Source organism: Algoriphagus mannitolivorans DSM 15301 (assembly GCF_000429425.1).
Classification (GTDB): domain Bacteria; phylum Bacteroidota; class Bacteroidia; order Cytophagales; family Cyclobacteriaceae; genus Algoriphagus; species Algoriphagus mannitolivorans.
In genome coordinates this window covers 89634-116280 of sequence record NZ_AUBV01000005.1, presented here as the reverse complement: position 1 = coordinate 116280, position 26647 = coordinate 89634, and the positions used below count along the sequence as shown (strand labels likewise).

The 26647-nt window shown below is 43.5% G+C and carries 26 protein-coding genes and 1 tRNA gene; 8 read left to right on the top strand and 19 right to left on the bottom strand.

Annotated features, from left to right (window positions below; translation table 11 throughout):
- From G458_RS0105280 to G458_RS0105225, 10 genes are all read right to left on the bottom strand, one after another.
- Positions 1–330 (bottom strand): hypothetical protein, encoded by a 330-nt coding sequence (locus G458_RS0105280; protein WP_026950979.1) that lies wholly within the window; start codon positions 328–330, stop codon positions 1–3.
- Between the two features lie 60 nt (positions 331–390).
- Positions 391–1197 (bottom strand): MotA/TolQ/ExbB proton channel family protein, encoded by an 807-nt coding sequence (locus G458_RS0105275; protein ID WP_026950978.1) that lies wholly within the window; start codon positions 1195–1197, stop codon positions 391–393.
- Between the two features lie 1112 nt (positions 1198–2309).
- Positions 2310–2397: transfer RNA gene (locus tag G458_RS0105260), tRNA-Ser, on the bottom strand.
- 90 nt (positions 2398–2487) lie between these two features.
- A complete protein-coding gene (locus tag G458_RS0105255) occupies positions 2488–3555 on the bottom strand; it encodes an asparaginase (protein ID WP_026950977.1) in 1068 nt (355 codons plus the stop codon).
- Positions 3552–4328 (bottom strand): TatD family hydrolase, encoded by a 777-nt coding sequence (locus G458_RS0105250; RefSeq protein WP_035467813.1) that lies wholly within the window; start codon positions 4326–4328, stop codon positions 3552–3554. The genes G458_RS0105255 and G458_RS0105250 overlap by 4 nt, the downstream gene beginning before the upstream one ends.
- Positions 4325–5434, bottom strand: coding sequence for a glycosyltransferase (locus tag G458_RS0105245; RefSeq protein ID WP_026950975.1), 1110 nt, complete (start codon positions 5432–5434; stop codon positions 4325–4327). The genes G458_RS0105250 and G458_RS0105245 overlap by 4 nt, the downstream gene beginning before the upstream one ends.
- On the bottom strand, positions 5431–6057 hold the full coding sequence (locus tag G458_RS0105240) for a polysaccharide deacetylase family protein (RefSeq protein ID WP_026950974.1): 627 nt from the start codon (positions 6055–6057) through the stop codon (positions 5431–5433). Before G458_RS0105240 ends, G458_RS0105245 begins: the two co-directional genes overlap by 4 nt.
- Before the next feature lie 3 nt (positions 6058–6060).
- Positions 6061–7272, bottom strand: coding sequence for a PP2C family protein-serine/threonine phosphatase (locus tag G458_RS0105235; protein ID WP_026950973.1), 1212 nt, complete (start codon positions 7270–7272; stop codon positions 6061–6063).
- A gap of 2 nt (positions 7273–7274) precedes the next feature.
- Complete coding sequence (locus tag G458_RS0105230; RefSeq protein WP_026950972.1) at positions 7275–7526, bottom strand: hypothetical protein; 252 nt, start codon at positions 7524–7526, stop codon at positions 7275–7277.
- A gap of 34 nt (positions 7527–7560) precedes the next feature.
- On the bottom strand, positions 7561–8667 hold the full coding sequence (locus G458_RS0105225; protein WP_026950971.1) for a glycosyltransferase: 1107 nt from the start codon (positions 8665–8667) through the stop codon (positions 7561–7563).
- 21 nt (positions 8668–8688) lie between these two features.
- Between G458_RS0105225 and ruvC the strand changes: the two genes are divergently transcribed.
- On the top strand, positions 8689–9264 hold the full coding sequence (gene ruvC, locus G458_RS0105220) for a crossover junction endodeoxyribonuclease RuvC (RefSeq protein ID WP_026950970.1): 576 nt from the start codon (positions 8689–8691) through the stop codon (positions 9262–9264).
- Positions 9265–9296: 32 nt separating this feature from the next.
- Here the strand turns inward: ruvC and G458_RS0105215 are convergent, their stop codons facing one another.
- Entirely contained in the window at positions 9297–9845 is a 549-nt protein-coding gene (locus G458_RS0105215; RefSeq protein ID WP_026950969.1) for a porin family protein, read from the bottom strand.
- A gap of 71 nt (positions 9846–9916) precedes the next feature.
- Between G458_RS0105215 and G458_RS0105210 the strand changes: the two genes are divergently transcribed.
- The 3 genes from G458_RS0105210 (at position 9917) to G458_RS0105195 (ending at position 13018) form a co-directional block, all read left to right on the top strand.
- Positions 9917–10480, top strand: coding sequence for a Crp/Fnr family transcriptional regulator (locus tag G458_RS0105210; protein WP_026950968.1), 564 nt, complete (start codon positions 9917–9919; stop codon positions 10478–10480).
- Positions 10481–10614: 134 nt separating this feature from the next.
- Complete coding sequence (locus tag G458_RS0105200; RefSeq protein WP_026950967.1) at positions 10615–11910, top strand: parallel beta-helix domain-containing protein; 1296 nt, start codon at positions 10615–10617, stop codon at positions 11908–11910.
- Between the two features lie 4 nt (positions 11911–11914).
- A complete protein-coding gene (locus tag G458_RS0105195) occupies positions 11915–13018 on the top strand; it encodes an SO2930 family diheme c-type cytochrome (RefSeq protein WP_026950966.1) in 1104 nt (367 codons plus the stop codon).
- Positions 13019–13062: 44 nt separating this feature from the next.
- On the opposite strand, the gene G458_RS0105190 is transcribed toward G458_RS0105195, so the two are convergent.
- The 7 genes from G458_RS0105190 to G458_RS0105160 all read right to left on the bottom strand — a co-directional run bounded on the left by G458_RS0105190 (position 13063) and on the right by G458_RS0105160 (position 20246).
- Positions 13063–13641, bottom strand: coding sequence for a porin family protein (locus G458_RS0105190; protein ID WP_026950965.1), 579 nt, complete (start codon positions 13639–13641; stop codon positions 13063–13065).
- Between the two features lie 60 nt (positions 13642–13701).
- A complete protein-coding gene (locus G458_RS0105185; RefSeq protein WP_026950964.1) occupies positions 13702–14778 on the bottom strand; it encodes an alanine racemase in 1077 nt (358 codons plus the stop codon).
- Position 14779: 1 nt separating this feature from the next.
- The gene (locus G458_RS0105180; protein WP_026950963.1) at positions 14780–15220 is read right to left on the bottom strand and encodes a GNAT family N-acetyltransferase; all 441 of its coding nucleotides are present in this window, start codon (positions 15218–15220) and stop codon (positions 14780–14782) included.
- 3 nt (positions 15221–15223) lie between these two features.
- Complete coding sequence (locus tag G458_RS0105175; RefSeq protein ID WP_026950962.1) at positions 15224–16651, bottom strand: sodium:solute symporter family protein; 1428 nt, start codon at positions 16649–16651, stop codon at positions 15224–15226.
- 186 nt (positions 16652–16837) lie between these two features.
- A complete protein-coding gene (locus tag G458_RS0105170; RefSeq protein ID WP_026950961.1) occupies positions 16838–17587 on the bottom strand; it encodes a succinate dehydrogenase/fumarate reductase iron-sulfur subunit in 750 nt (249 codons plus the stop codon).
- A gap of 29 nt (positions 17588–17616) precedes the next feature.
- Positions 17617–19551, bottom strand: a complete 1935-nt coding sequence (locus G458_RS0105165; RefSeq protein WP_026950960.1) for a fumarate reductase/succinate dehydrogenase flavoprotein subunit — start codon at positions 19549–19551, stop codon at positions 17617–17619.
- Positions 19552–19565: 14 nt separating this feature from the next.
- Positions 19566–20246, bottom strand: a complete 681-nt coding sequence (locus G458_RS0105160) for a succinate dehydrogenase cytochrome b subunit (RefSeq protein WP_026950959.1) — start codon at positions 20244–20246, stop codon at positions 19566–19568.
- A 317-nt stretch (positions 20247–20563) separates the two neighbouring features.
- Here G458_RS0105160 and G458_RS0105155 point away from each other — a divergent pair, with 317 nt between their 5' ends.
- Positions 20564–23344 carry a T9SS type B sorting domain-containing protein gene (locus tag G458_RS0105155; RefSeq protein WP_026950958.1) on the top strand — a complete coding sequence of 927 codons (2781 nt, stop codon included), beginning with the start codon at positions 20564–20566 and terminating at the stop codon, positions 23342–23344.
- On the top strand, positions 23341–23760 hold the full coding sequence (locus G458_RS0105150) for a thiol-disulfide oxidoreductase DCC family protein (protein WP_026950957.1): 420 nt from the start codon (positions 23341–23343) through the stop codon (positions 23758–23760). Before G458_RS0105155 ends, G458_RS0105150 begins: the two co-directional genes overlap by 4 nt.
- Here the strand turns inward: G458_RS0105150 and G458_RS0105145 are convergent.
- Positions 23757–24719, bottom strand: a complete 963-nt coding sequence (locus G458_RS0105145; RefSeq protein ID WP_026950956.1) for a sodium-dependent bicarbonate transport family permease — start codon at positions 24717–24719, stop codon at positions 23757–23759. The two genes, G458_RS0105150 and G458_RS0105145, sit on opposite strands and share 4 nt — an antisense overlap.
- Positions 24720–24788: 69 nt before the next feature.
- Between G458_RS0105145 and G458_RS0105140 the strand changes: the two genes are divergently transcribed.
- Together G458_RS0105140 and fabD are read left to right on the top strand one after the other, a co-directional pair.
- Positions 24789–25715: a LysR substrate-binding domain-containing protein gene (locus G458_RS0105140; RefSeq protein WP_026950955.1), complete on the top strand. Its 927-nt coding sequence runs from the start codon at positions 24789–24791 to the stop codon at positions 25713–25715.
- 52 nt (positions 25716–25767) lie between these two features.
- Positions 25768–26643: an ACP S-malonyltransferase gene (gene fabD / locus G458_RS0105135; protein WP_026950954.1), complete on the top strand. Its 876-nt coding sequence runs from the start codon at positions 25768–25770 to the stop codon at positions 26641–26643.
- Positions 26644–26647 lie beyond the last annotated feature (4 nt).

The following is a 26647-nucleotide window of genomic DNA, read 5'->3' as shown; positions in this document are numbered from 1 at the left end:
TTACTTAATTGCTTTATTAAGTTCTGTGATTACGATTCCTGCTACCGTAATGATAGTCAAGATATAAGTGGTAATCAGGAAGCCACCTACCATCTGGGACATTCCCGGAGTAAGGTTAAATGGCTCTCCTTCGAATTTTGGAAGTACTTCGTTAGTAGAGATTGAGTAGCTAATGAAGAACAAAACCAAAATTGCCACGATACCAAGACCTGTCTTAAGCAGGGCCTTTGGATCGTCAAGAGATTTAATCAAAGGTAGAAGAATAGAAACTACTGCTCCTAATCCTACCAATGCGTAGCTCACATAGAGCATGATATCATAAGTATCCATAGTATTGAATCTTTAGGAATTTGGAAATTGATTGGAACAAATTAAAATGGGAAGCAAGAATTACTTACCAGTCAATTTGTGCTTAACCAACACGTCTACCAAAGAGATAGAAGCGTCTTCCATGTCGTTAACCAAAGAGTCAATTTTCGCTACCAAGTAGTTGTAGAACAACTGAAGGATGATCGCAACGATCAAACCAGCAACAGTAGTCAAAAGGGCGATTTTAATACCACCTGCTACGATGGATGGAGAGATGTCACCAGCAGCTTCGATCGTATCGAATGCGAAGATCATACCGATTACAGTACCCATGAAACCCAACATTGGAGCAAGAGAGATGAAAAGAGAGATCCAAACTAGACCTTTTTCCAATCTACCCATTTCAACGGAACCGTAAGCGATGATGGATTTTTCAACCATCTCGATACCTTCAGAATATCTCATCAAACCTTGAGTGAAGATAGAAGCAACTGGGCCTTTAGTGCTTTTGGTAACTTCCTTAGCAGCTTCAATACCTCCAGAAGCCAATGCCTCTTCTACTTTGTTGATAAGTTTCTTGGTGTTGGTAGTGGAAAGGTTCAAAGTGATGATTCTTTCCAAAGCGATAGCAAGACCCAAGATCAAACAGATCAATACTGGAGTCATGTACACTGGATCACCTTCGATAAACTTCTCCTTGATTACCTGGTGAAAGCTTTGCTCCTCAGCAACGATCTCATCGTCAACTACTGTAGGAGATGCAGCAGGTGTTTCTACTGCTTGGGTTGCTTCAGTGGCAGCGGTGTCTGCAGAAGCATCTTGTGCGTTAGCGAAAACAGGAACGAATAGGATACCTGCAAGCATGAACAAAGCGATTAACTTTCTCATAATGTGTTTTTTAAATAGACTTTTGATAAAGGTTAAATGGTTTCTAGACTAAAATCGAGTTTTAAAGTTATCATTTTTTAATTTCAAAAAACAATGGGTCCTTTTAACTTTTTTGAAAGAATCCCCTGTTTAAACCCAAATTAAGGCAATTTTTACATGAATGGATTGAAGTTCGGCCGAATTTAAAATCCGCTGATTTTAACCTAATACCCCGCTTTTTAGGCCTTTCTTGGCGCTTTACTTCTTAAACTACTTGAAAATCAACAGTATTTAGAATTTAATTTCAGGCTTTAATCAGCTTACTTCCATCCTTGGGTGCAAAAAAGAAAATTTTGAAGCTAAACCATGGCCTGAAAATATTTTTTTTACCAGATCGATAAATCTTCTGAATTCCTCCAATCCCAACTACTCCGATCCCTTTCACACGATATAATATATATAGTCTTATTTGATATTTCAGTTTTTTCTTCTTGAAGGAAGCATAGAAGAACAGCTTTAAATTTTAAAAATTTATGATTATCCGCATTTGCACCACAATCCAAAATTCCTTTGGTTGGCCGATCGGAAGACCGAAGTCCGAAGCTGGCTAAAACTGAACTTCAACCGGGATTTTATTCATAGTGTATGGCTTACTGGTTAGAAAGCGGATATACATATAAAAATATCTCAGCCTCCTTATGAGAAGGCACTCACCTATCAAACTAATCGGTAAAAAGGGAGCTCCTTTATTCCTGATGGTGCTTTTCGATTTAAAAACTAAAGGTCCGGCCTTGTTGGCAATTCAGGTTTTATCCTGAGCCAATGGCTCGTACCGACTTGCATGCCACGCAGCCCCTCGGGAATCTCCCTGCGGTCGATTTCAAACCCGAGGGTTCTCACCCCTTCATGCTATTTTAAAATTCAAACCATAATGAAAAAGCCAACCTTATTGCTAAAGTTGGCTTTTTATGCAGAGAGGAAGGGATTGCTCGTACCCACTGCCATACCGCACAGCCCCTCGCGAATCTCCCTGCGGTCGATTTCAAACTCGAGGGTTCTCATCCCTTCATGCTATTATAAAATTCAGACCATAATGAAAAAGCCAACCTTATTACTAAAGTTGGCTTTTTATGCAGAGAGGAAGGGATTCGAACCCTCGATACCCTTTAGGGGTATACACACTTTCCAGGCGTGCTCCTTCAACCACTCGGACACCTCTCTGTGTTGATTGACGACCCATTTCTGAATCGGAGTGCAAAGAAAAAAATTATTCCTCCCGAATCCAAGCTGTCTTGAAAAAAACCTGAAAAATCAGGCTGTAATTTCTCCAGATAGGGATTGGGTGAGCTTGGCGCAGACTTCTGATCGGGAATAATCCTGCCCCAATAAAAACATCAGCTTGGTCACCGCCGCTTCTGTAGTCATGTCTGCCCCACTCACTACTCCCACCGCAAGCAATTCCTTACTCGTTTCATACCTTCCCTGAATTACCCGGCCACCATTGCATTGGGACACATTCAGGATAATCAGTCCTTTTTTAATGGCTTTCTCCAAAGATTTCATAAACCACTCCTCAGAAGGGCTATTTCCTGAACCGTAGGTTTCCAAAACTACGCCCTTTAGTCCCGGAATTGAAAAACAGGAATCCAAAATCTTATCCGTAATTCCAGGGAACAGTTTAAGGACCATCACATTATTGTCCAACTGATTCAAGTTGACCAGTTTCTTTTGAGACTCATAAGGCCGAATCGCGTTGGTGTTGTAATCAATTACAATTCCTGCCTCAGCCAAAGGGGGATAGTTTTCGGATTCAAACGCATCAAAGTGGATACTCTGGACTTTTTTAGCCCTATTTCCACGTAGTAACATGTGGTTGAAGAAAATACAAACCTCCGGCACGATAGGATGTCCATTAACTTTTGCAGTCGCTATTTCCAGAGAAGTCACCAAGTTTTCCCTGGCGTCTGAACGCATCGCTGAAATCGGCAGCTGAGCTCCAGTAAAAATCACCGGCTTATTCAAGCCATGGAGCATGTAACTCAACATCGAAGCTGAGTAGGCCATGGTATCCGTGCCATGCAATACTACAAAGCCATCGTAGCTATCGTAGTTTTCATAGATGATATAAGCCATATCCCTCCAGTGACGTGTGGTCACGTTGGATGAGTCAATAGGTTCGGGAAAGGAGATCACCGTAATGGCAATGTTCAAATTGGAAAGAATCGGGATTTTTTCCAGAATCAAGCCAAAGTTGAAAGGAACCAAAGATCCTGACTCGTCATAGGCCATTCCCAAAGTACCTCCGGTATAAACGATCAAGACCGAGGCGGTCTTTCCTATTTTGCCACTGGTCTTTAGCCTTACGATTTTATAGTTCATAGCTTGATCTCTTTAAATAGGCTCAAGGCATTTTGTTTGGTTTTTTGGGCGACTTCTTCTTTAGAACATCCAACCAAATCCCCTACTTTTTCTGCAATATAGGGTAAATAGGCAGGGGTATTTCTCTTCCCGCGAAAGGGAACTGGAGCCAAATAGGGTGCATCGGTCTCCAAAACCAAATGATCCAAGCCCACATGGGGAATAACCTGATCCAAGCCTCCATTTTTATAAGTGACCACCCCACCAATCCCCAACAAAAAGCCCATTTCAATAATTTGTTTAGCTTGATCCAAGGTGCCAGTGAAGCAGTGAAAAATCCCTTTAAGCTCGCCATTATGTGCTTTTTGAATAAGCTCAATGGTCTGGTCGATGGATTCTCTACAATGCAAAACCACCGGCAGATCCCTTTCCATGGCCCATCCCAATTGGATATTCAAGGCTTGTTTTTGAATCTCGAAGGTAGTTTTGTCCCAGTATAAATCTGTTCCAATCTCCCCTACTGCTGCGAAAGCCCTTTTGTTGAGCCAGTCTTCCATGACAGCAAGCTGCTCCTCAAAATCCTCCTTCACATCACAGGGATGAAGTCCCATCATCGGAATACAGAGGTTGCCGTACCGGGACTCACACTCCAGCATTCGGTCGATAGTTTCTACATCTACATTCGGCATGTAAATCCGCTCTATTCCTGCTTGAAGGATTTCTTCAATTACCTGATCTCGGTCTGAATCAAACTTGGTGGAATAGATGTGTGCGTGGGTATCGATTAAGTTCATGGGTATTTTCTTGCTTTCCATTGAACAGAGGAAGGCCAAAAGTAATAAAGAATTGTTAGGCAGTAGGAGACAAGGAGGTAAAAATCATAAAGAAAAAGGGAAAGAAAGGGAGGTTTGCATTTTGCCCTTTTTGCAAAAAAACCAATAAAAATAGACTGCATTGCGATTTTCAAAACCCACAATCGAATTCCCAATTCCAAATTTTCAAAAATCAGCCAAATGATTGCCGGAAAGAAAAAAACCTGAATGGCCAAAAGAATTTTCCAGCCCAAGGATAAAGTCATGGCTCCCGTCACCCAGCGCTTGCGCTGATCCAGCAAAGAAGGGATCGAATACTCAGCCTTGGTCTCCACCAACAAGTCTTCAGAAACCTGCTGCCGAATACTATAACCAGCCTTCCGTACTGCCTTGGATATTTCCAGATCTTCGGTCAAGCTTTTTCCAAGGCTTTCAAATCCTCCACCACTTTCATAGGCTTCTTTGGTCATGACCATATTATTGCCCAATCCCGTGGTAGGAAGCCCCAAATCTGTAACCACCTTCACCAGCCCAAGCGTATTCCACCAGTCTAATTCCTGCATTTGATCCCAAAGAGTCCCTCTCCTTACCCGAGTGACTCCGATCAACATGCCGGTATTTTCATGAATACTGGAAACTCCGGCTCTGATCCAGTTTTTGGTAACTTTGCAATCCCCATCAGTGAAAAAGTAAAAATCACCGGTAGCCATTTTCCCCAAAATTGCAAGAGCATTGGCCTTCCCATTTGGGTGATATCTTCCAAAATCTTTCTCGGTTAACTTTACCAGAGTTTTGTTATCCTCCTTTTTCGCCCAAGAATCAAGCATTGACCAGGTCTGATCCTCACTTCCGTCATCTGCTAGCAAAAACTCTATTTTGTCAGAAGGGTAATCCAGATCGTCCAAGCTCTTGAGCAATCGAGGGAGTTCTCGCTCTTCATTCCGCAGGGCAATCCACACAGAAACCTGAGGTAAATTTTCCGGCGGAATTTCGCGATGGTTTTTCCAGTTAGTTGCCAACAGAATCACCTGTAAAATAAGCTGCAAAACCATCCAGATGCAGATTCCGATGGCAATCCAAAAGATCATAGCAAGGAAGTTTTAAATTCCTTTTCCAGTAAAAAATCGAGGAATTGGGGAAGAATTTTTGGAAGCATATCCGCAGTTTTCTGCTGGTCATGAAAGACTATAATACTCCCCGCCTTGGTCCTTTTTTTAGTTTCAAAAAGAATCTTTTCCGGGTCAGCCTTGGGATGGTAGTCTCCACTCAACACATCCCACATAATTATTTGATGGCTGCGCCTAATGGGACTAGACTGTGCCATGGTCAGACTTCCATAGGGCGGCCGAAACAACCTAGACTCAATTCCCAACACCTCACGAAAGATATCTTCTGATTTTTGAAAATCCCGGTAGTACTCTTCTTTACTGGTTTTGAATCCTTTCAGATGATGATAGGTATGATTTCCTATCAAATGTCCATCTGCCAACACCGCTCTCGCTAGTTCTGGATGTTTCCGAACATTATCCCCTACCATGAAAAAAGTGGCTTTTTGATTCCGGATCTTTAGCTGCTCCAATACATAGGTTGTGACTCCGGGAACAGGCCCATCGTCAAAGGTCAAATAAACCTTGTTTCCGGAAGGATCCCCACTCCACTTCCTGTTGGGAAAAAGTACTTGAACTGCCTTGGGAACGGAATGGAAAATCATAGCTTACGCAAATCGAACCGATAACAGCGTGAGATCATCCCGAAGTGGCACATTTTGGGAAAATTTCTCCAGCTTTCTGAAAAACTTCTGATGGAATTCTTCCGGATCCACACAGAGGTTTTCTTCCACAAAGCCAAAAAACCTTTCATCTCCATATTCTTCATCCTCAGGATTCATGGCCTCAGTCAGTCCATCGGTGTAGAGATGAATGATGAATTTTTCCAAGGAATTCCTTTCTCCGATTTCCAAAAATGGAAGTTCTTCAAAAGCCCCCAAAATGGTTGTTCCTGCTTGCAACAGTTCGGTTTTTTGGGATTTCTCACAGCATAAAATAGGCGGATTATGCCCAGCATTTACAAAACGAAGCCGCTTTTTGGCATAATCATATTCCCCAAGAAAGAAGGTGATGAAGCGTTCTCCCTTCGTATTGTCAAACAAGGTGTAATTCAACTGATGGACAATCACCTCCAAATCCGCATCGCTCCGAAGCATCGTGCGGAGGGTAGCTTGGAAGTTGGACATCAGCAAAGCCGCGGAGATTCCTTTGCCCGAAACATCTGCTATACAGAAATACACTTTCTCCTTCCCTTTTCGGATCAGATCGTAGTAATCTCCCCCTACCAAGCTATGGGGAAAATAGGTCACTTTCCCTTTGAGCTCTTCTGAATTGGGCAATTCCGCAGGAAATAACATCTGCTGAACCTGAGATGCAATCGCTACTTCCCGATTGAGCACTTCCTGTTGCAACTGCTTCCGGGCAAAGCGCTTATTTTCAAGCGCTACCACCAAAATATTCGCAATCGCCTGGGTGAAATCCAAGTCCAGCTCATGCTCTTCAGACTTTCTCTTCAGAAACAAGATCGCCAGCATTTTGTCTTTGTGGTACACCGGAAGGTAGGTTTCCAATTCAGCAAATGAATATCCTTCCTCCAACTCCAACTGCAATTCTCCGGTTTCTTTGTGATCTATTACTTGGCTGGATTTGAGTTCGGCTGGAATGCTTCCCTTTATTCCATGGGCTATTTTCTTTTCAAAAACATCCTCTTTGGCCACATAAAGAATCAGGGACTTGATCTCTAGGTGTACCAGGCAGGTGAATTTGAAAATATTCAGCAAAACCGCCTCTGACTGATTTTCATTGATCGCCTGAGTGATTTCCAAGAGCGCTTTTAGCTCCAGTTCCTTACGCTGATATTTATAAGAGGTGTTAGTCAAAGTCAAAGGGTATTATGAGCCATTAGGCCTTTTTTGGTAGCAAGAAAGAATAGGTTTTTTCCCTCTTGAACAATATTTACAACATCAAACCTTTCATCATCTGGCTGAGTAAGACATTTGATCATCCCTTTTTGGTAAAGCGAATCAAGAGTTTTTAAGATCAATTCATCCTCCCAGCCCAAAGAGGATTGGAGATATTCAAAAGGCTGCACAAAGTACAATTCATCCAGCAGGTCAAATTCTTCGTCGCTCATTTTTCAAAGTTTGAACCCTAAAATTAATCAAACTTCAGTTGGACCGGCCTTTCCAGGTAAATTTTCCCTGAATGGTGCTGATCCCAACCCAAATGACATAAAATGGATGAATCAAGCTTGTCCAAAAAAGGGCTAAAAGTGAAAAAGACAGCCCGAACGACCTCAGCACTCTCAGAAATGCCCAAGATTCAGCCATGAATTTCAAGATCCAAATTCCCAGGAATTCCAAAATCGACAACTTGCCTCCAAACCATAAAAAGACACTAGCCACCCATCCCAATTGGATAAAAAAAGCAAAGAGTGTTGCTAAAGAGTGAGCCAAAGATCGATGTAATTTCCATTTTCCAGCCCATCTCACCCGCTGATTGATGAGGGCTTTCCAACTGGCTTGGGGAAGAGTTTTCACCAGAGCTTTCCCAGTCGGTATATAGTGGCAGGAGGAGGTACCAAATTCCCGATGGATTTTCTTCAGCAAAAATTCATCGTCTCCGGAAAGTAAGTGCTCATTTCCCGAATATCCGTTCACATGCTCGAAAGCTGATTTCCGAAAGGCCAAATTGGCTCCGCTACACATAAGCGGATTACCTTTTTGAAAAGTAAACTGGGTCAAAAGGAGAATACTCACCCATTCGAATTGCTGAAAACGGGTAAAAAAATTATCATCAAGACCTTCAGAAATAACCGGTCCTGCCACCAACTGGATTTGAGAATTTTCAAAGTAAGAGGTTAACTCCGAAACCCAAGTTTCTGAAAACATACAATCCGCATCAGAAGTCACGATCAGGCTTCCTTTTGCCTGCAGAATTCCAAATTCCAAGGCCGCTTTTTTCCCTAAGCCTGGGCTTCTTAGAACGCGAAGATTCGGAAGTTTTTCTGCGGCCAAAGAAAACTTCACCCATGAATCATCCTCGCTTTGATCATCCACTACTATTATTTCATGGACCGAATCGCTTATTTTCTGGAGTTCCTGAATCAATTGGGAGACCAAATCAGATTCATTTCGGAAAGGAATAATTAAAGAAATCAGCTGGGAATTTGAACCCTCGGGCTTGATAGCTGAGGTTTTGGAAGGCCAATACTTAGAAAGCCAGGCCAAAGTCAAGAAATATCCAAAACACCAAATGAGGTAAAAACAGATCATCTTTTCGGCTAACTTGCGGAGGTGAGTAAAGAAGAACAAAAAGCCCCGAAAGAAAAAATCATATTAGGAATAGACCCGGGAACTACGGTGATGGGATATGGATTGATTTTGACTGAAGGAAAAAAGTACAAAATCCTCCAATACGGAGTAATTCACCTGAAAAAATATGAAACCCATGAGCTGAAGCTCAAAAAGATTTTTGAGCGGATTTCTGGGATTATCGAGGAGTTTGCTCCCGATTCTGTGGCTTTGGAAGCCCCTTTTTATGGTGTCAATGTCCAATCCATGCTGAAGCTGGGAAGGGCTCAGGGGGTGGCCATGGCAGCAGCACTTTCCAAAGAAATCCCTATCACTGAATACTCCCCCAAGAAAGTAAAACAATCCGTCACCGGAAATGGAAATGCCTCTAAGGAACAGGTGGCCGCCATGCTCCAAAACCTCTTGGGAATAGCGGAATTACCCAAACTTTTGGATGCCACGGATGCGCTGGCAGTGGCATTGTGCCATCATTTTCATGAAGGAAGAGTTCAGACCCGAGGCAGAAATGAAGGTTGGAAATCCTTTCTGGAAGAAAACCCCGACCGAATCAAAAAATAAATCCCGAACTGAAGTCCGGGATTTCTATTCATTTACTTTAGCGTGTATCCAAGCGATATTTTGAAAACTCTGTTTTTGACATCCGTATCGAAATAATTCAGAGACTTCAGGCCGATATCATAACTGGCCTGGAAATTAATTCCGGCCGGAAGTTGAAGCTGGGCGCCAACCACACCTCCCAAATCATATGCTGATATCACCTCCAAACTATTGGAAGAAACCTGCCCAAGCTGATAATTTCTGGAGAGCAAAAAAGAAGCCTGAGGACCAGCAAAAACATTAAGAATCGGCATCAAACTCAGTCTGACCAAAACAGGAAGGTCCAAGTAATTCAATTGCTCGTCGATGGCCGTTCCATTGTCATCTTCTCCGGTATATCCTTTCCCTGCAAACTGAATTCCAGGTTCCACTTGAATCAAATCCGAGCCAGCGGTAAAGTAAACCCCGGCATGAAACCCCGATTTTGGACTGAAGTTGGTGTCGGAAAAGTTTGCAGAACTATACCCTGCCCTAATTCCAAACTGGGCGTGTGCTATATTGGTGATAAAGACCATAAAGAAAACCCACAAAACTTTTTTCATAGCTCAATTCCTTTTATTTTTTCGCAATAGTAACGCTTGGCCCATTAATTCTCTTGTATTTTTTTTGACCAATGGAAAGAATCTTAAATCTCTTTAGTCGCTTCCCTGAAATTGAGGAAGATGCAAAACTTGCCTTTTCAAACAAACTTCAAGTTCTGGAGCTGGGACGGGGAGATTTGGTAGAAAAAGCAGGGGCAGTTTGTGATCACCTTTACCTAGTGGTGGAAGGGTCCTTGCGAAGCTTTTATTTAAAAGACAATAAAGACATCACCGTTTCTTTTGCTTTGGAGGGAGAATTTACGACCTCTATGTATTCTTTTATTTCCCGGCAACCTGGGTATGAAAACATAGAAGCGATGGAATATTCTCTCGTCGGTAAGATCAGCCATACGGAATTGAAGGAGCTGTTTGAGACCCATCCAATCCTGGAAAGGGGCTATCGAATCATCCTCGAGCAGTATTATATTGCATTGGAAGAACAGTTGATTTTTACAAAGTTTAAATCAGCAAAAGACCGGTATCTCAGCCTGATGGAATCCAGACCCAAAATAATCCACAAAGCCTCAGTGGGACAAATCGCCTCCTATTTGGACATGAGCATTGAGACACTTTCCCGAATTCGAGGAAAAATCTGAGGCTTTTACCATAAAAAAAAAATCCATTCGTTTTTTACAATTTCTACGAAATCAATTTCTGATAATTTGACTTTTCTCAAGGAGTAATTTTTAGGCAATAACTAATTTTGGCTTTCAACCCCAAACGAAAGCCTATGAAAACTCTGCTGAAAAGCCTTCTTGCTATTATTATTTTGGCAAACTTCTCCTGTGGCAGCTCTACAACCGAGCAGACCTTTGACTCCTCAAAACTCAGAAGAGCATCCCAAGATGAAATCGACAAAATTGTCGAAGATTTTATTCTTGCGGAGGACTCCACCACCATCACCATCCCAGAAGGTTTTTATGCCCTTCAGACCCAGCTGATTTTGGATAACAAAAAGCATATTATGATTAAAGGCGCCGGAATGGATAAAACAGTCCTTTCCTTCAGAGGCCTAAAATCCGGAGGAGAAGGGGTGAAAATCGTCGGCAATGACATCCGGGTTGAGGACTTGAGTATTGAAGATGCTCCAGGAGACGGTTTAAAGGCCCAGCATTCAGACGGAATCACCTTTCGAAGAATCAACGTAACCTGGACCAATGGAGACAAATCCAAAAATGGCACCTACGCCATCTATCCTGTTCAATGCAAAAATGTGGTAATTGACGAATGCATCGCCTCCCACTCTAAGGATGCAGGAATATATGTCGGACAGTCTGAAAACATTGTAGTCAAAAACTCCCTTGCCTTCGGAAATGTGGCAGGAATCGAAATTGAAAACTGTGACAACGCTGAGGTATTTGGAAATGTCGCCCGAGATAATTCCGGAGGGATTTTGGTATTCAATCTCCCCGGACTACCCAAGTCTGACGGAAAAAACACCAAAATCTACAACAATGAAGTTCGGGATAACAATCACACCAATTTCGCCATCCCTCTCAGCCAAGATCCGAATGGAAATACCGTCACTATGATTCCTCCTGGCTCAGGAATTGTCCTTTTGGCAGCCAAGGATGTGGAAATCTACAACAACCGAATTCTCAGAAACAAGACAACCGGTGTAGCGATTGCCAGCTATCAAGTGACCGGGTTCCCAGCTAATGCTCCCAACTGGTCTCCTTATACCACAGGAATCTATCTCCATGACAATACCTACGAAAGGAAAAAGCTTTCCTTCCCTGACTTCTCCAAAGAGTTGGGAAAACTGGTTGCCATATACAATGCGCATGGCTTTGGGAAGGCTCAGGACATTGTTTACGATGGCATTTGGGATGAAAAGATAAGCTCAACCATTGACTCTAATCCTATGAGAATCTGTATCTCTGAACAGATGGAAGGACTGAGATTTACCCGATTTTATCTGATGGATGGACAGGACAACTTGACCTCTTTTAAGGACCATGAAAAATTCCAAAATTGTACTGTTCAGGTCGACACCAACGTCGGCAGCCTTGCTTTAATCCAATAAACCAATGTCTTTTCAACAAAGCTTCCAAAAAACAACACTTGCTCTCTTGCTGGCCTTGGCGATGGTTTCCTGTCAAAAGTCAGAAGAAAAGACGCCTCCACCTCCGACTTCCCGAGCTTTGGCACCAGAGGATGCTACAGGCCTATTTCCTTACAGACGGCTTTCCACCTATGGCTTTTTTGAAGGAGAAATAAAGGAACTGACTCCGACAGATGAGGTACTACCATATGCTCCAGCTTCCTCTCTCTTCACAGATTATGCCTGGAAAAGCAGATTCATCTATTTCCCTGAGGGAGAAAAAGCCTCATTGACCGACGATGAAATCGCATTTCCAATCGGGACAGTTCTGATCAAGAATTTCTATTATCCTTCCGATTTCAGAAATCCAGATAAAGGAAGGAGAATCATCGAAACTCGACTAATGATTCATGAGGAAAAAGGCTGGCAGGCTTATCCCTACATTTGGAACGAGGAGCAGACAGATGCCATTTTGAAGATTGTCGGAGGTGAAATGGAAGTTAAATACAAGGATTACTCCGGCAAAGACCAAATCATCAATTACATCGTCCCAAATAAAAACCAATGCAAAAGCTGCCATAATCAAAATGAAAGCTTGGCTCCCATCGGAGTGCAGGTTAAGCATCTCAACAATACCTTTGATTATGGAAAAGCTAAAGAAAATCAATTGGTTTATTGGACAGCAGCCGAAAAACTGGAAGGCTTCGAGGGACCGGAATCGTATCCAAGCCTGATCAATTATGAAGATAAAAATCAAGCCTTAGCGGAGCGAGCCATGGCCTATTTGGACATTAACTGTGCTCATTGCCATAGAGCAGAAGGTCCAGCCAGCACCTCTGGGCTTTTCCTCACATTTGATCAAACGGACAAAATGAAATTGGGTGTGAATAAACCTCCTGTGGCCGCTGGAAAGGGAGCCGGAAGTTTTAAATACGACGTCGTCCCCGGAAAACCCGACGAATCAATCCTCATCTATCGGATGAATTCTACAGAAGTTGGGATTGCCATGCCAGAACTAGGCAGAACCACCATTCACCAAGAAGGCGTCGATTTGATCCGAGAATGGATCAGTCAATTGGAAAAGAAATAAAAAAAGGCACGTCACCGTACCTTTTTTTATAGAGTTTTTTCCTTTTAAAAAGAATAGCCCAAAGAAATCTTAAATCCGCGGTTATAAACATCCGCATCGCTGTCTTTAAAGATCGGCGTCAAGCCATAATCATAGGAGCCCTGGATATTGAATCCTTTCGGCAAGTTGTAGCCCAGACCAAACACCAATGCAGAATCATTTTCCTTGATGGACTCGGTATCCAAGGAAACTGTGGAATTCCCGAAATCTCCTTCAAATCTGGAATCAGTCAGAAACGAGAACTGAGGTCCAGCAAAGAAGTTAAATCCCTCTCCTACTCTCAATCGCAATAATACCGGCACATCGATGTAACTCAAGATAGACCGGCTATTGATCGCATCGTCATTTTGAGTTCCCTTCACTGAATAAAAGATCCCCGGCTCTATGGAAACTGCACTGTTGCTCATCAAATCCGCATAGATCCCTGCGTGAAATCCAGCTCGGTTAGTGTAAGAATTTTCGGAGACATCGTTTCCCCCGAAGTTGAACATATTCACGCCTCCTCTAAATCCTACACTGGACTGAGCCGAGGCGAAGGTGATTCCAAAGGCGGAAACAAGGATAAATACAAGAACTTTTTTCATAGGTAAACAATTGTTGGTTGCTTTTTCCACAATCCAACGAAATGCCAAATGAACAGATCCTTAATCTTCGACCACTGTTTTATCGATGTAATTGGAATTGAGCAAGCCTAATGCTCCCATGTATTTTAGGTGAAAAGTAAGCGTTTCGCCTACTTTATAGCCTTTTTTGTTCTCTCCAAGGTTGACAATCAGCATATCAGAACTGGCCCCGATAATCTCAAGATCCGGGTCAGTACTAATCAGATATTTGGGGTCCACATCCAGCAAACCTATGTCAAGAATTCCACGAAATGAGGTCTGTCCGTAGAGAGATTCATCAATTTCTTTGATATTACCCTGTGGATTTGCGGCCAGATTCCCTACTGGTAGGAGTGGCTTTTCCTGCATTTCGATGATTTCGGTATGCAATTCAAACACATCCCCATGCATGCCTTCGATGACCTTTTCCTCAAATAAATCCACTCCAAAATAGAGGGTCTCGCCTACCCGAAAATGGTTGATTCCTTTCGGAAGCTGATGGGTAAGCATCAAGGGTATCGTCACTGAGGTTCCTGCGGACACCCAAGGGATTTTTTTATCAAACTTCAGCTCAATAATCTGCTTGTAGAGAGAAAGCTGGATCAATTTGTCTGTGGACGGCATGACACCGTTTAGGCAGTTGAGATTGGTGCCCAAGCCGATGATTTCTATGTTCGGCAATCGGAATACCTCCGAATAAAAATCCACCAATTGCTCTCCCATCACCCCTTCCCGGAGATCACCGGTTTCCACCATGATGATGATTTTATGCTTTTTATTTTGTCTGACAGCCTCTTCGCTGATCCAGTGGATGGTTTTCAACTCACTGTTCAGACTCACATCGGCAAACTCCACCATTTTTCCCACATTTCTTTTAGAAACGGGTTTTATGTACACGGTTTGAACCTCAGAATTGAGCTTTTTGACCATGGCGAGATTACTAATCCGGCTGTCATGAATTTCTTTGACGCCCAGATTGATCAGTTCTTGGAGAAAAAGTCGATTGCCACAAAGCAATTTGGACACCACTCCCCAGGCAATTCCGGCATCGTTAAAAGTTTTTCGAAGATGCTCAAAATTCTCCCTAAGCTTGGTTTTATTTAAAGTCAGGTACGCCATTTTACTTGGTCAATCTCATCTCGAGATATTTATTGGTAAATCCGAGTCTTTCGTAAAGTTTCTTGGCAGGATTATCCGGTTCTACATGCAGTGCAATTGCCCCATTGGCCATTTTAATCGCCAAATCCATGATTTTGCCTCCAATACCCTTTCCTCTTTGCGAAGCATCCACGGCGATATACACCAGAATATTCTCCGGGATATATCCTGACATTCCAGTCTTATTCATGACCAAAGCGCCTACGATTTTTCCATTTTCCCGAGCCAGAACCACGAAGCCTCCGGCATGTAAACTCTGATCCAAGGCATAGTCAAGACACTTCATGATGTCTTCTTTAGGATCACCGTATTTCCCAAGGTGATGAACGAGGAAGTCTGCGATTTCATTTTTCTGCAAGAAAGTAGCATTGTCTATAGCAGAAAGAGATTCTAATTTGATCATATCTTAAGTTCTAGAGTTAAGTAATTTATCAATTTGATAAGTGATCCCAAAGGCCAAAAAAGATGCCGTAAGTCCATAAAGGTTGGGATCCAGCCCAAATGGCATTTGTACTTCTAAAAAGGTCAAAGTTGCGGTCAAGGTTCCCCCGACAATCATGGAAGTAATCGCTGCTTTGGAATTACTTTTCCCAAAAAACAGCCCTGCAAAAACCGGGACCAATAATCCGGAAACCATGAAGGCATAGGAATATAGCATCAAACTCAGTACTTCCGTCATTTGCCAGGCAATCACAATGGCCAAAACACCTATGCACAGCGTAAAAATCTGTGAAAAGCGAAGTTCTGTTTTATGAGATTTTCCTTTCAGAAATTTATCCAAAAGGTCAGTCGTCAAGTTTCCGGATGCCGCCATAAGGCAGGAATCGGCCGTGGAAAGTACTGCTGAGAAATATGCCGACATCATCAAGCCGAGGATTCCTGCAGGGAGAATCTGACTGAGCAATACCGGCAAACCCATTTCCGGATCCATGTTGGCAGTGAAACCTTCCAAGGCTCCCTGCTCAACGGCCACTCGGGACAAAAGCCCCAAAGTCACTCCCATCATGGCCATGATCGGCCATTCAAAAAGCCCAGCGATGAACCATGCCCTTTTGGCGGTCTTGACATCTCTGGCAGCAAAAATTCGCTGGTAAAGCGTCATTCCCACGAACCAAATCGGGATGATGGTAATCCCCCAATTCACTATATCCTGCCAAGCGAGATTGGTAAAGGAGAAAAACTCCTTGGGTAAAGTAGAATGGATACCTTCCCACCCTCCAACAAAATGATAGGAGATTGGAATACCAATGAACATCAATCCCAACATCAAAATGATCCACTGGATGGTATCGGTATAAATCACCGCTTTCAGGCCTCCCATGACGGTATAAATGACCGCAATAGCCCCCATCACCAAGAGAGCGGTCTGTAAATCCAGTGCCTCGAAGGTTCCTGAAGCTAACTTTGCTCCCGCTAAAAGCTGGGAGGAAGTGAAGCCCAGATACCCGAGGAAGCAGATCAAGGCCGCCACCTTGGCGGTTGCTGAATTATAGAGGTAACCAAGGATTTGTGGGAAAGTAAAAAATTTAGCGAAGGCTGAATCTGACTTCACTCTCGGGATCAGGATTACAGCAGCAATCCAGGCCCCCACTAAGCCGGTAAAAAGCATCCAAGATCCGGAGATCCCCATGGCAAAACCCAGACCTCCCAAACCAATGGAAAAACCACCACCGACATCAGTGGCTACTACCGATAAACCAATATGAAGACTACCTATACTCCTGCCACCCACATAATAATCCTCCTGACCTGTGTTTTTTCTCATGAAAAAATAGCCCACACCCAGCATGGCCAACATGTAAACCAGGAAGATCAGAAGATCTATCAAATGCATTATGTAATTGGATTTGTATCAAACTTTTTTAGAATATAATTTTTCAAAGGTAAGTAAGATGACTTAAAATTGAAATTTTATTGGGTTTTTATCGAAAAAATTGATTTATAATGCATTTTTTACTTAAAATAATACAAAACAAAAAAGCCGGATCTCTCCGGCTTTTCAAAGTATTCAATTCTGATTTTAGAGATTGTCGCTGCTCACTACGGCAGAGAAATATTCTCTGTTCATCCGGGCGATGTTGGTAATGGAAATACCTTTTGGACACTCAGCTTCACAAGCTCCGGTGTTGGTACAAGATCCAAAACCTTCAGCATCCATTTGAGCGACCATTTTCTCAGCTCTGGTTTTTCTTTCTACCTGTCCTTGAGGTAACAAGGCCAATTGAGAGATTTTAGCTGAGGTAAATAGCATCGCTGAGGCATTTTTACAAGCTGCCACGCAAGCGCCGCAACCGATACACTGAGCTGCATCCATTGCCAAATCCGCAATGGTCTTAGGGATTGGAATTTCGTTGGCATCAGGAACACCGCCGGTTCTGACAGATACATATCCACCAGCCTGGATGATTCGGTCAAACGCACTTCTGTCCACCACCAAATCTTTCACCACTGGGAAAGCTTTCGCCCTCCAAGGTTCGATTGTAATGGTATCTCCATCATTGAAGGATCTCATGTGCAACTGACAGGTAGTTGTCTGCTGAGGACCATGAGGCTTACCGTTGATGTATAGAGAGCACATTCCACAGATACCTTCACGGCAATCGTGATCAAAATGCACAGGATCTTCTCCTTTTTCAGTCAAATGTTCATTCAACACATCCAGCATCTCGAGGAAGGACATGTCCTTGGAGATTCCGTCAATCGGATAAGCTACAAAGCCTCCTTTGTCAGAAGCATTCTTTTGTCTCCAAATTTTTAAAGTCAGTTTCATATCGCTATAGTCTATGAATTCAAGATTGATTATTTGTAGGAACGCTGGGTCAATTTCACATTTTCAAATACCAGAGGTTCTTTGTCAAGCTCCTCTTGTACACCTTCTCCCATATACTTCCAAGCGGCTACATAGGCGTAGTTTTCGTCATCGCGAAGTGCTTCACCTTCCGGAGTTTGATATTCTTCTCTGAAGTGACCTCCACAGGATTCATTTCTGTTCAAGGCATCGTCGACCATCAATTCGCCCAATTCCAAGAAATCAGCCACTCGGTGTGCTTTTTCCAAAGACTGGTTCAATTCTTCATTGGCCCCCAATACTTTCACATCAGACCAGAACTCCTTACGCAAGGCTTGAATTTCGCTTTTAGCCTTTTTCAGACCTTCAGCGGTTCTTGCCATTCCGCACTCATTCCACATGATTTTACCAAGTTTCTTGTGGAAATAGTCAACAGTCTTGGTTCCATTGATGCTCAAAAGCTTCTGGATTCTTCCTTCGACTTCAGCCTTTACTTTGGCGAACTCAGGATGATCTTCTTCCACTTTTTTAGGTGGAATAGATGCTAGATAATCTCCAAGTGTATATGGAATCACGAAATATCCATCGGCCAGACCCTGCATCAAGGCAGAAGCTCCCAATCGGTTAGCGCCGTGATCAGAGAAGTTAGCTTCTCCCAAAGCATAAAGCCCTGGAACGGAAGTCATCAAGTTATAATCAACCCAAAGTCCACCCATGGTATAGTGAACTGCCGGATAGATCATCATTGGTACTTCGTAAGGATTCTCTCCAGTGATCTGCATGTACATGTCAAACAAGTTGCCATACTTCTGCTCGATCACATCTCTTCCATCACGCTTGATCGCATCACGGAAGTCAAGAAATACAGCCTCACCGGTTTCGTTAACCCCGCGACCTTCATCACAGACATATTTCGCATTTCTGGAAGCCACGTCACGAGGCACCAAGTTTCCGAAAGAAGGATACTTTCTTTCTAGGAAGTAATCTCTGTCTTCATCTTTGATATCATTTGCCTTGATCTGGCCTTTGCGAAGCTTCTCTGCTGTCTCTTGGGTTTTTGGAACCCAAACTCTACCGTCATTGCGAAGAGATTCAGACATCAAGGTCAGCTTGGACTGATGATCTCCGGAGACTGGAATACAGGTAGGGTGAATCTGAGTAAAGCAAGGGTTCGCAAAGTGAGCACCGCGCTTGTGAGCTCTCCAAGCCGCTGTCACATTGGAACCCATTGCATTGGTAGAAAGGAAGAACACGTTACCATAACCACCGGTACACAACAACACTGCGTGTGCAGCATGAGTCTCTACTGCTCCGGTAATCAGGTTACGAGTTACGATTCCCTTGGCTTGGCCGTCGATGACAACCACATCCATCATTTCTGTTCTTGGGTAAAGCTTCACTTTCCCCGTAGCTACCTGACGGCTCAAAGCTGAATAAGCACCTAAAAGTAGCTGCTGTCCGGTTTGGCCTCGGGCATAGAAGGTTCTGGATACCTGCGCACCACCAAAGGAACGGTTCGCAAGCAATCCCCCATATTCACGGGCGAAAGGAACACCTTGGGCCACGCATTGGTCAATGATATTGACAGATACTTCAGCCAGACGGTAAACGTTTGCCTCTCGGGCACGGTAGTCACCACCTTTGATCGTATCATAAAAAAGTCTGTAAACTGAGTCGCCGTCGTTTTGATAGTTTTTGGCAGCATTGATACCACCCTGTGCAGCGATGGAGTGAGCTCTTCTAGGGCTATCCTGGAAACAGAATGCCTTGACATTGTAGCCCAATTCTGCCAAAGAAGCAGCTGCTGAAGCACCAGCTAAGCCAGTACCGACAACGATGACATCATACTTTCTTTTATTGGCTGGGTTGACCAGCTTACTTGAAAATTTATGTTTAGTCCATTTTTCTGCCAAAGGACCGGCGGGTATTTTGGAATCTAGTATCATAGTGTGACGATAGATTAGCTAGTGAAATAAATGTAAAGCGGCATCGAAGCGAACAATACTGGAACCACAATGCAGTAAAGCTTCCCTATGGTTTTGATTGCCGGAGTGTACTTCTTATGGTTCAAGCCCAAAGTCTGGAAGGCTGAAGAGAAGCCATGAGACAGGTGATAACCCAAGAAACCCATGGAAATCACGTAAAGCGCCACGAGCCATTCTTGCTTGAATGCTTCTGAAACAATCAGGTACAAGTCTTTGTATTCCTCTCCTTCATAAGTCACCGTCGGAATTTCTCCCCAATGCATCTGTGCCCAAAATCCCTGAAGGTGGACTACGAGGAAAATCAAGATTATTGTGCCTAAAACACCCATGTTTCTGGAAGACCAAGTGCTATTGGTGGAAGCCTTGGATTCTGAATATCCCACTGGACGAGCAGACTTGTTCATCTGTGTCAAAATGATCGAGTAGATCACGTGGGCTATTACTGAAATGTAGGTGAGGTAAGAAAGCAACTTTACCGCGGGATTGGTAGTCATAAACTTGGCATAGATATTAAATGCCTCGCCACCATCTCCTTTGAAAAGAAGCAGGTTGCCGGAAACGTGTCCGGTAAGGAATAGGATCAGAAATAGACCCGTCAAGGCCATGATTAGTTTTCGACCCAGTGTGCTGCTTAAGGTTTTTGTAACCCAACTCATACAGGTTTTAGGATTAGTTTAAAACGAAATTCTTTTGCTTGATTGTTGCCGCCAAATTTACACGCGGGAGCAACAGCAAACAATCGAATCCCATACCACACATCTATTTTAATTGGTTCTAAATAAGATTGGACCCTAGGTTTTCCAAAATTATTCTCTGACTTCCCAACAGGCTGTTTATTTTTATTGTTTGAAAAACTCTGGAAAATCTCTTTTCTTCTAGTTAATTAGTAAAGAAGTAGAAATACTGTCCCTACTCAAGTAACTTTTAACTGGGCAGAGGCGTTTTTCAAAAACAAAGACCAAAGCAGAACCACATGAAGCTTAAACTTCCGCTACTCGCATTTTTATTCTCCATACTAGGGTTTATCACTGAATCTTACGCTACCCATATCAGAGCGGGTGAAATTATCGCAGAGCGGATCTCTGTTCAGACCCTTACCTACCGAATTACAGTAGTCGGCTATACTGATACCAGGTCCAGCGTAGTTTTTGGCCCAGGTACCATCAATTTTGGGGATGGAAGAATTGTGGAAGGACTCAATACTGAAAGTGCTTTTTCTTTGGTAGAAGACTTGGGAAATCAAATTGAGAAAAACACCTTCGTGATCACCCACACCTTTCAAGGCCCAGGAAAGTATAAGATTCGATTTTTGGAACAAAACCGGAATGACCTGACCCTGAATATGGACAATTCGGTAGAAACTCCCTTTTATGTAGAAACCGAAATTACCATTGACCCTTTTATAGGAGTGAATAATTCTCCGGTATTGACCATTCCGCCAGTAGATAACGGCGCAGTAAATGTCCGCTATATCCATAATCCGGGTGCATATGATCCAGATGGAGACAGCCTTTCTTACATCATGGACCGACCCAAGCAAGCCTTTCAACGGGAGGTTAATAACTATAGAAGTCCTGCCAGCCCGGAATTCAGCAGAAATAAGGAAGATGGGTCAACTCCAGCCTTCCTGGACATTGATCCGGTTTTTGGAGATATGATTTGGGATGCTCCCGGGACTGCTGGGCAATTTAACATTGCTTTCAGGATCATCGAATGGAGGAAAATAAACGGAGTTTATCAGCAGATTGGCTATGTGGTCCGGGACATGCAGATTATTATCGAAAATTCGAATAACAGGCGTCCGGTGCTGATCTTACCTCCTGACCTATGCGTGGAAGCAGGCACTAATATCCAAGAAATCATCCAAGGGTCCGATCCTGATGGTGACCCCATCAAAATTGAAATTTTTGGAGAACCAATTTCCATCAACACATCTCCAGCAGATTATTCTCCCAAAAACACCTTCCAGCCACAGCCGGGAATTGTGAATTTCAGATGGCAAACTGTCTGCAACCATGTTAGGGCAAGAGAATACGAGGTGCGGGTCCGGATTTCTGATAGACCTAGGTCAGGGCCTTCATTGGTAGATATCCAAACTTGGAGAATTAAAATAGTCGGTCCTCCTCCGGTTTGGGACGAATTAGTCCAGCAACCCGGCAGAACAGTAGAACTTAATTGGGATCCTTATGTCTGTGCCAACTCGGCTTCTGAAATGCAAATCTGGAGAAGAATCAACTCGGACCCTTATGTGCCTGACTCCTGCGAAACAGGGATTCGCCCAGGATATACCTTAGTCGGGATTACCGATATGCAAACCTTCTCTTTTACAGATCTCAATAGCGGAGAAGGACTTGCCCCAGGCAATACCTATTGCTACCGACTGGTCGCCGCTTATCCGGCTCCTAGATCCGGGGAAAGTATCGTCTCAGAAGAAATCTGTATCACTATAGATGTCAATGTACCGATCATTACCAATGTCAGCATAGAGGCCACAGACACCCAAACTGGGCAAATATTCATTAAGTGGACTCCTCCCTATGACATCGACAAGACTCAGTTTCCAGGACCATATTCCTATGAATTGTTGAGGAGCGAAGGGTTTACCGGGACTCAGAATCGAACTTCTCTGGGGATTATGGCTGATACCTTATTCACGGATACCGGACTGAACACTGAAAATTTGGTCTACAATTATAAAGTAGTCCTGCTGGATCAAAATACCAGGGTGGACACCTCCTCCACAGCTTCTTCTGTGAGACTGGAGCCAACGATCATCAATGAGGCTATCGAGTTGAAATGGTCTTTCAACGTTCCTTGGAATAATGAAATATCTCAGTACAAGCATGAAGTCTGGAGAAACAGAACTGATCCTCAGGCTTCCAATGAAACTATATTTGAGAAAATCGCTGAAGTCGATGTGACCACGAATGGCTTCAAATACTTGGATGACGGTAGTTTCAATGGAGTTGCTCTCAAAAAGGACCTGGAGTACTGTTATTATGTCATCACGAAGGGTGCCTACAATGTGGATGGATTGGTTTACCCATTGGAAAACAAATCCCAAATCACTTGCGCCAAACCTGATGACAATCGCTTGCCTTGCCCTCCTGTGTTGACCTTCGAAGGTCCTGAATGTTCCGCCTTTGTGGCAGAGCAGCCTTGTGGTCAAAACAATTATGTGCATGATTTGAGCTGGGAGCCTAATTTCTCAGGAGACTGTGATGACGAACTCAGCGGATATCGCTTGTATTTCACGCCTGAGGGTGAAGATGGCACCTTTAATCTAGTAGGACAATACCCCAATATCCAGACCGCTACCCGAATTTCCAATCTTCCAAATTACCGAGGATGCTATTACATCACTGCCGTTGACCGATCAGGAAATGAAAGTGAACCAAGCAATGTAGTATGCGTGGACAACTGCCCAGTTTACAATCTTCCAAATGCATTCACTCCAAACGGAGATGGAATCAATGACAGCTTCATGGCCTTTGACAATCCATTCTCGGCGTGTCCAAGATTTGTGAATGGAGTGGAGATATTCATTGTCAACCGTTGGGGGGCAGAAGTATTCCGCTACAACAGCCTTCAAAGCAATGAAAATGATGTTTTCATCCGCTGGGATGGAAGAGATCAAAACGGAAATGAACTTCCTGCAGGAACCTATTTCTATTCAGGAAGAGTGTACTTCGATGTTTTGGATCCTAGCCAGAAGGAACGAGAACTCAAAGGAACTATCCAGATTCTTCGATGAACCAGAAATCCATCATTCTATTTGATGGGGTCTGCAACCTTTGCAATTCGTCCATTGACTTTATTCTGAAGCGGGACAAAAGCAACCGGTTTTTGGTTGGTGCGCTTCAGGAAGAACCTGGAAAAGCTATTCTTGCAAGATATCAGGCCAAACCTGATTACCTGGATTCTTTGGTCGTGGTGGAAAATGAAAAAATCTTCTTCAGAAGCACCGCAGCCCTGAAAATTGCGAAAAATCTTTCAGGGCTGTGGCCTTTATTTTATGGCTTTATTTTTATTCCGGCCTTTTTGCGGGATCCGGTTTATGACTGGATCGGAAAAAACAGGTACCGATGGTTTGGGAAAAAGAACACCTGCCGAATTCCAACTCCGGAGGAAAAAGCAAAATTCTTAACCCTGGATAAAATTCAGCTTTAGATTACCTGAATTATCATCCAATAAAGCGGCATCCCGAAGGTGATGTTGAATGGGAAAGTGATCGCAAGAGCCATTGGAACATATAGCCCCTCATCTGCTTCGGGATTGGCCAACTTCATCGCAGCAGGTACTGCGATGTAGGAAGCCGAAGCAGCAAGAATTGCAAAAATCAATCGGTCTCCCGGTTCTGTACTAATCCATCCACTGAGCACTGCCACTGCACAGCCATTAATCAAAGGAACTACAATGGCGAAAATGGCAGAGAAGTAACCTGTTTTGAAAAAGGATTTCAATTTTCTCCCACTGTTGATCCCCATGTCCAGGAGAAACACTGCCAAGAATCCTTTGAAAATATCCGTTACAAAGGGCTTAATCCCTTCGGCTTGTTGCTCATCAGCTATCAATCCGATGACCAAACTTCCAAGGATCAAAAACACCGAGCTATTGGTCACCGCATGGATTATAATTTGTTTTAATCCTCCTTCCTCAGATTGCCGCTCAGAATATTTCCTCAATAAAATCACCCCTGAAATAATTGCAGGAGCTTCCATGAGTGCCATTACTGCCACCATATGCCCTCCAAAGGTACTTCCCTGGATTTCCAAAAATGAAACTGCCGCCACGAAAGTGACTGCAGAAATTGACCCATACGCCGCTGAAATCGCCGCTGCATTGGCTACGCCCAAGCGTTTTTTGAGGATAAAGAAGGTATAGAAAGGAATACTTCCCGAAAGCACTAATCCAAACAACAAGGCCCAAAGGATTCCCGCATTGAATTCGCTATGGGAAAGTTCTTGTCCACCTTTAAATCCAATGGACAACATGAGGTAAAGCGCGATAAACTTGGCACTGGTGGCCGGAATCTCCAAGTCACTTTTGAAGCGAACTGCAAGAATACCTAGGACAAAGAACAGTAGACTAGGGTTAGTCAGATTGTTGATCAGTATTTGAAAATCCATGCTGCAAAGATGATATGGCTTTTTACATAATAAAAATTTATATTATTTTTTCAGTCATAACAAATACTTATGAACCTTACTTTGCAGCAGCTCCGGATTTTCCTTTCGGTCGTGGAAAATAAAAGTCTCACCAGAGCCGCCGAAGCCCTACATCTAACCCAACCAGGGGTGTCCATCCAGTTGAAAAACCTTCAGGACCAGTTCTCTGCCCCACTCTTTGAAATAGTCCGAAAAAAAATCTTTCTGACTGATTTTGGGCAGGAAATCGCAGAATCTTCTCGAAGAATCTTCGAAGAAATGGACCGAATTCAGCAAAAGAACATGGAAATCGATGGACTTCTAGGAGGAAAAATCAGGATTTCTTCGGTCTCTACTGGAAAATACATCATTCCCTACATCATGGCCGACTTCATGAATAAGCACCCACAAATTGAAATCAGCCTTGAAGTCTCCAACAGAGGCCAAGTAATTCGGGAATTGCTTGACAACAGCCTGGACCTCGCGCTGGTATCCATTTTACCGGAGAATATTTCTATCGAGAAATTTTCCTTGGTCAAAAACACCTGGGTCATGGCCTGTGCCCCAAAAAAGAAGGCTGCTTATCTGAAAGAGATTAACCAAGGAAACTGGGAAAACATCCCCTTTATTCTTCGTGAGAAAGGCTCTGGAACCCGGACTATGATGGAAAATTATTTTTCGGAACACCAAATCCAGATTAAGCGAAAAATGGAATTCTCTACGAATGAAGGGGCAAAACATGCTGTCATGGCCGGTTTAGGAGTATCGGTTCTTTCCGTTTTTTCCATGCCAAAAGAATTGGAAGACAACCTTATCGAGACCCTTCCTGCGCCCGGGTTTCCATTGGAGGCCGAGTGGAACTTAATCTGGCTAAAGTCCAAAAAACTCTCCCCCGCATCCGCAGCCTTTCTGCAATGGCTAAGGGAAAACCATCAATCAATCCTGGAGGAGCACTTTGCTTGGGCAGACAGAGTTTGAACTCGAGTTTATCCAAAAGACCTATATTTGAACTGTCAAAAATCATCGATCAATGAAAGCATTTGTTTTCCCGGGCCAAGGCGCCCAGTTCCCAGGTATGGGAAAATCCCTTTACGAAGAAAATGCCGAAGCAAAAGCGCTTTTCGAGAAGGCGAATGAAATTTTGGGATTCCGGATCACTGATATCATGTTTGAAGGAACCGAAGAAGAGCTAAAGCAGACCAAAGTCACCCAACCTGCGATCTTTTTGCATTCCGTCGTCCTAGCTAAAACTACCCCTGACTTTGCTCCCGACATGGTCGCAGGTCATTCTTTGGGAGAATTTTCTGCTTTGGTGGCCAATGGAGCCCTGGCCTTTGAGGATGGACTGAAGCTGGTTTATCAGCGGGCAATGGCAATGCAGGAGGCCTGCGAAATAAATCCTTCCACCATGGCGGCCATCTTGGGTCTTCCAGATGAAAAAGTAGAAGAAATCTGTACCGAAATCACCGACGAAATTGTCGTTCCTGCAAACTACAACTGCCCTGGGCAATTGGTAATTTCAGGCTACAACAAAGGCATCGAAATCGCCTGCGAAAAAATGAAGGCTGCTGGTGCCAAAAGAGCCTTACCACTTCCGGTAGGCGGAGCATTCCACTCTCCTTTAATGGAACCCGCACGCGAGAAACTCCAAAAGGCTATCGAAGCGACTCAATTCAGCACCCCAAGCTGTCCTGTTTACCAAAATGTGAGCACTACTGCCATTTCGGATGTCAATGAAATCAAGGCAAATCTAATAGCCCAACTGACGGCTCCTGTGAAATGGACTCAATCTGTTCAAAACATGGTGAAAGACGGTGCCACGCATTTTGTAGAATGCGGTCCTGGCAAAGTATTACAGGGATTGGTGAAAAAAATCCATCCGGAAGCTGAGGTATCCGGTGTCTAAACTT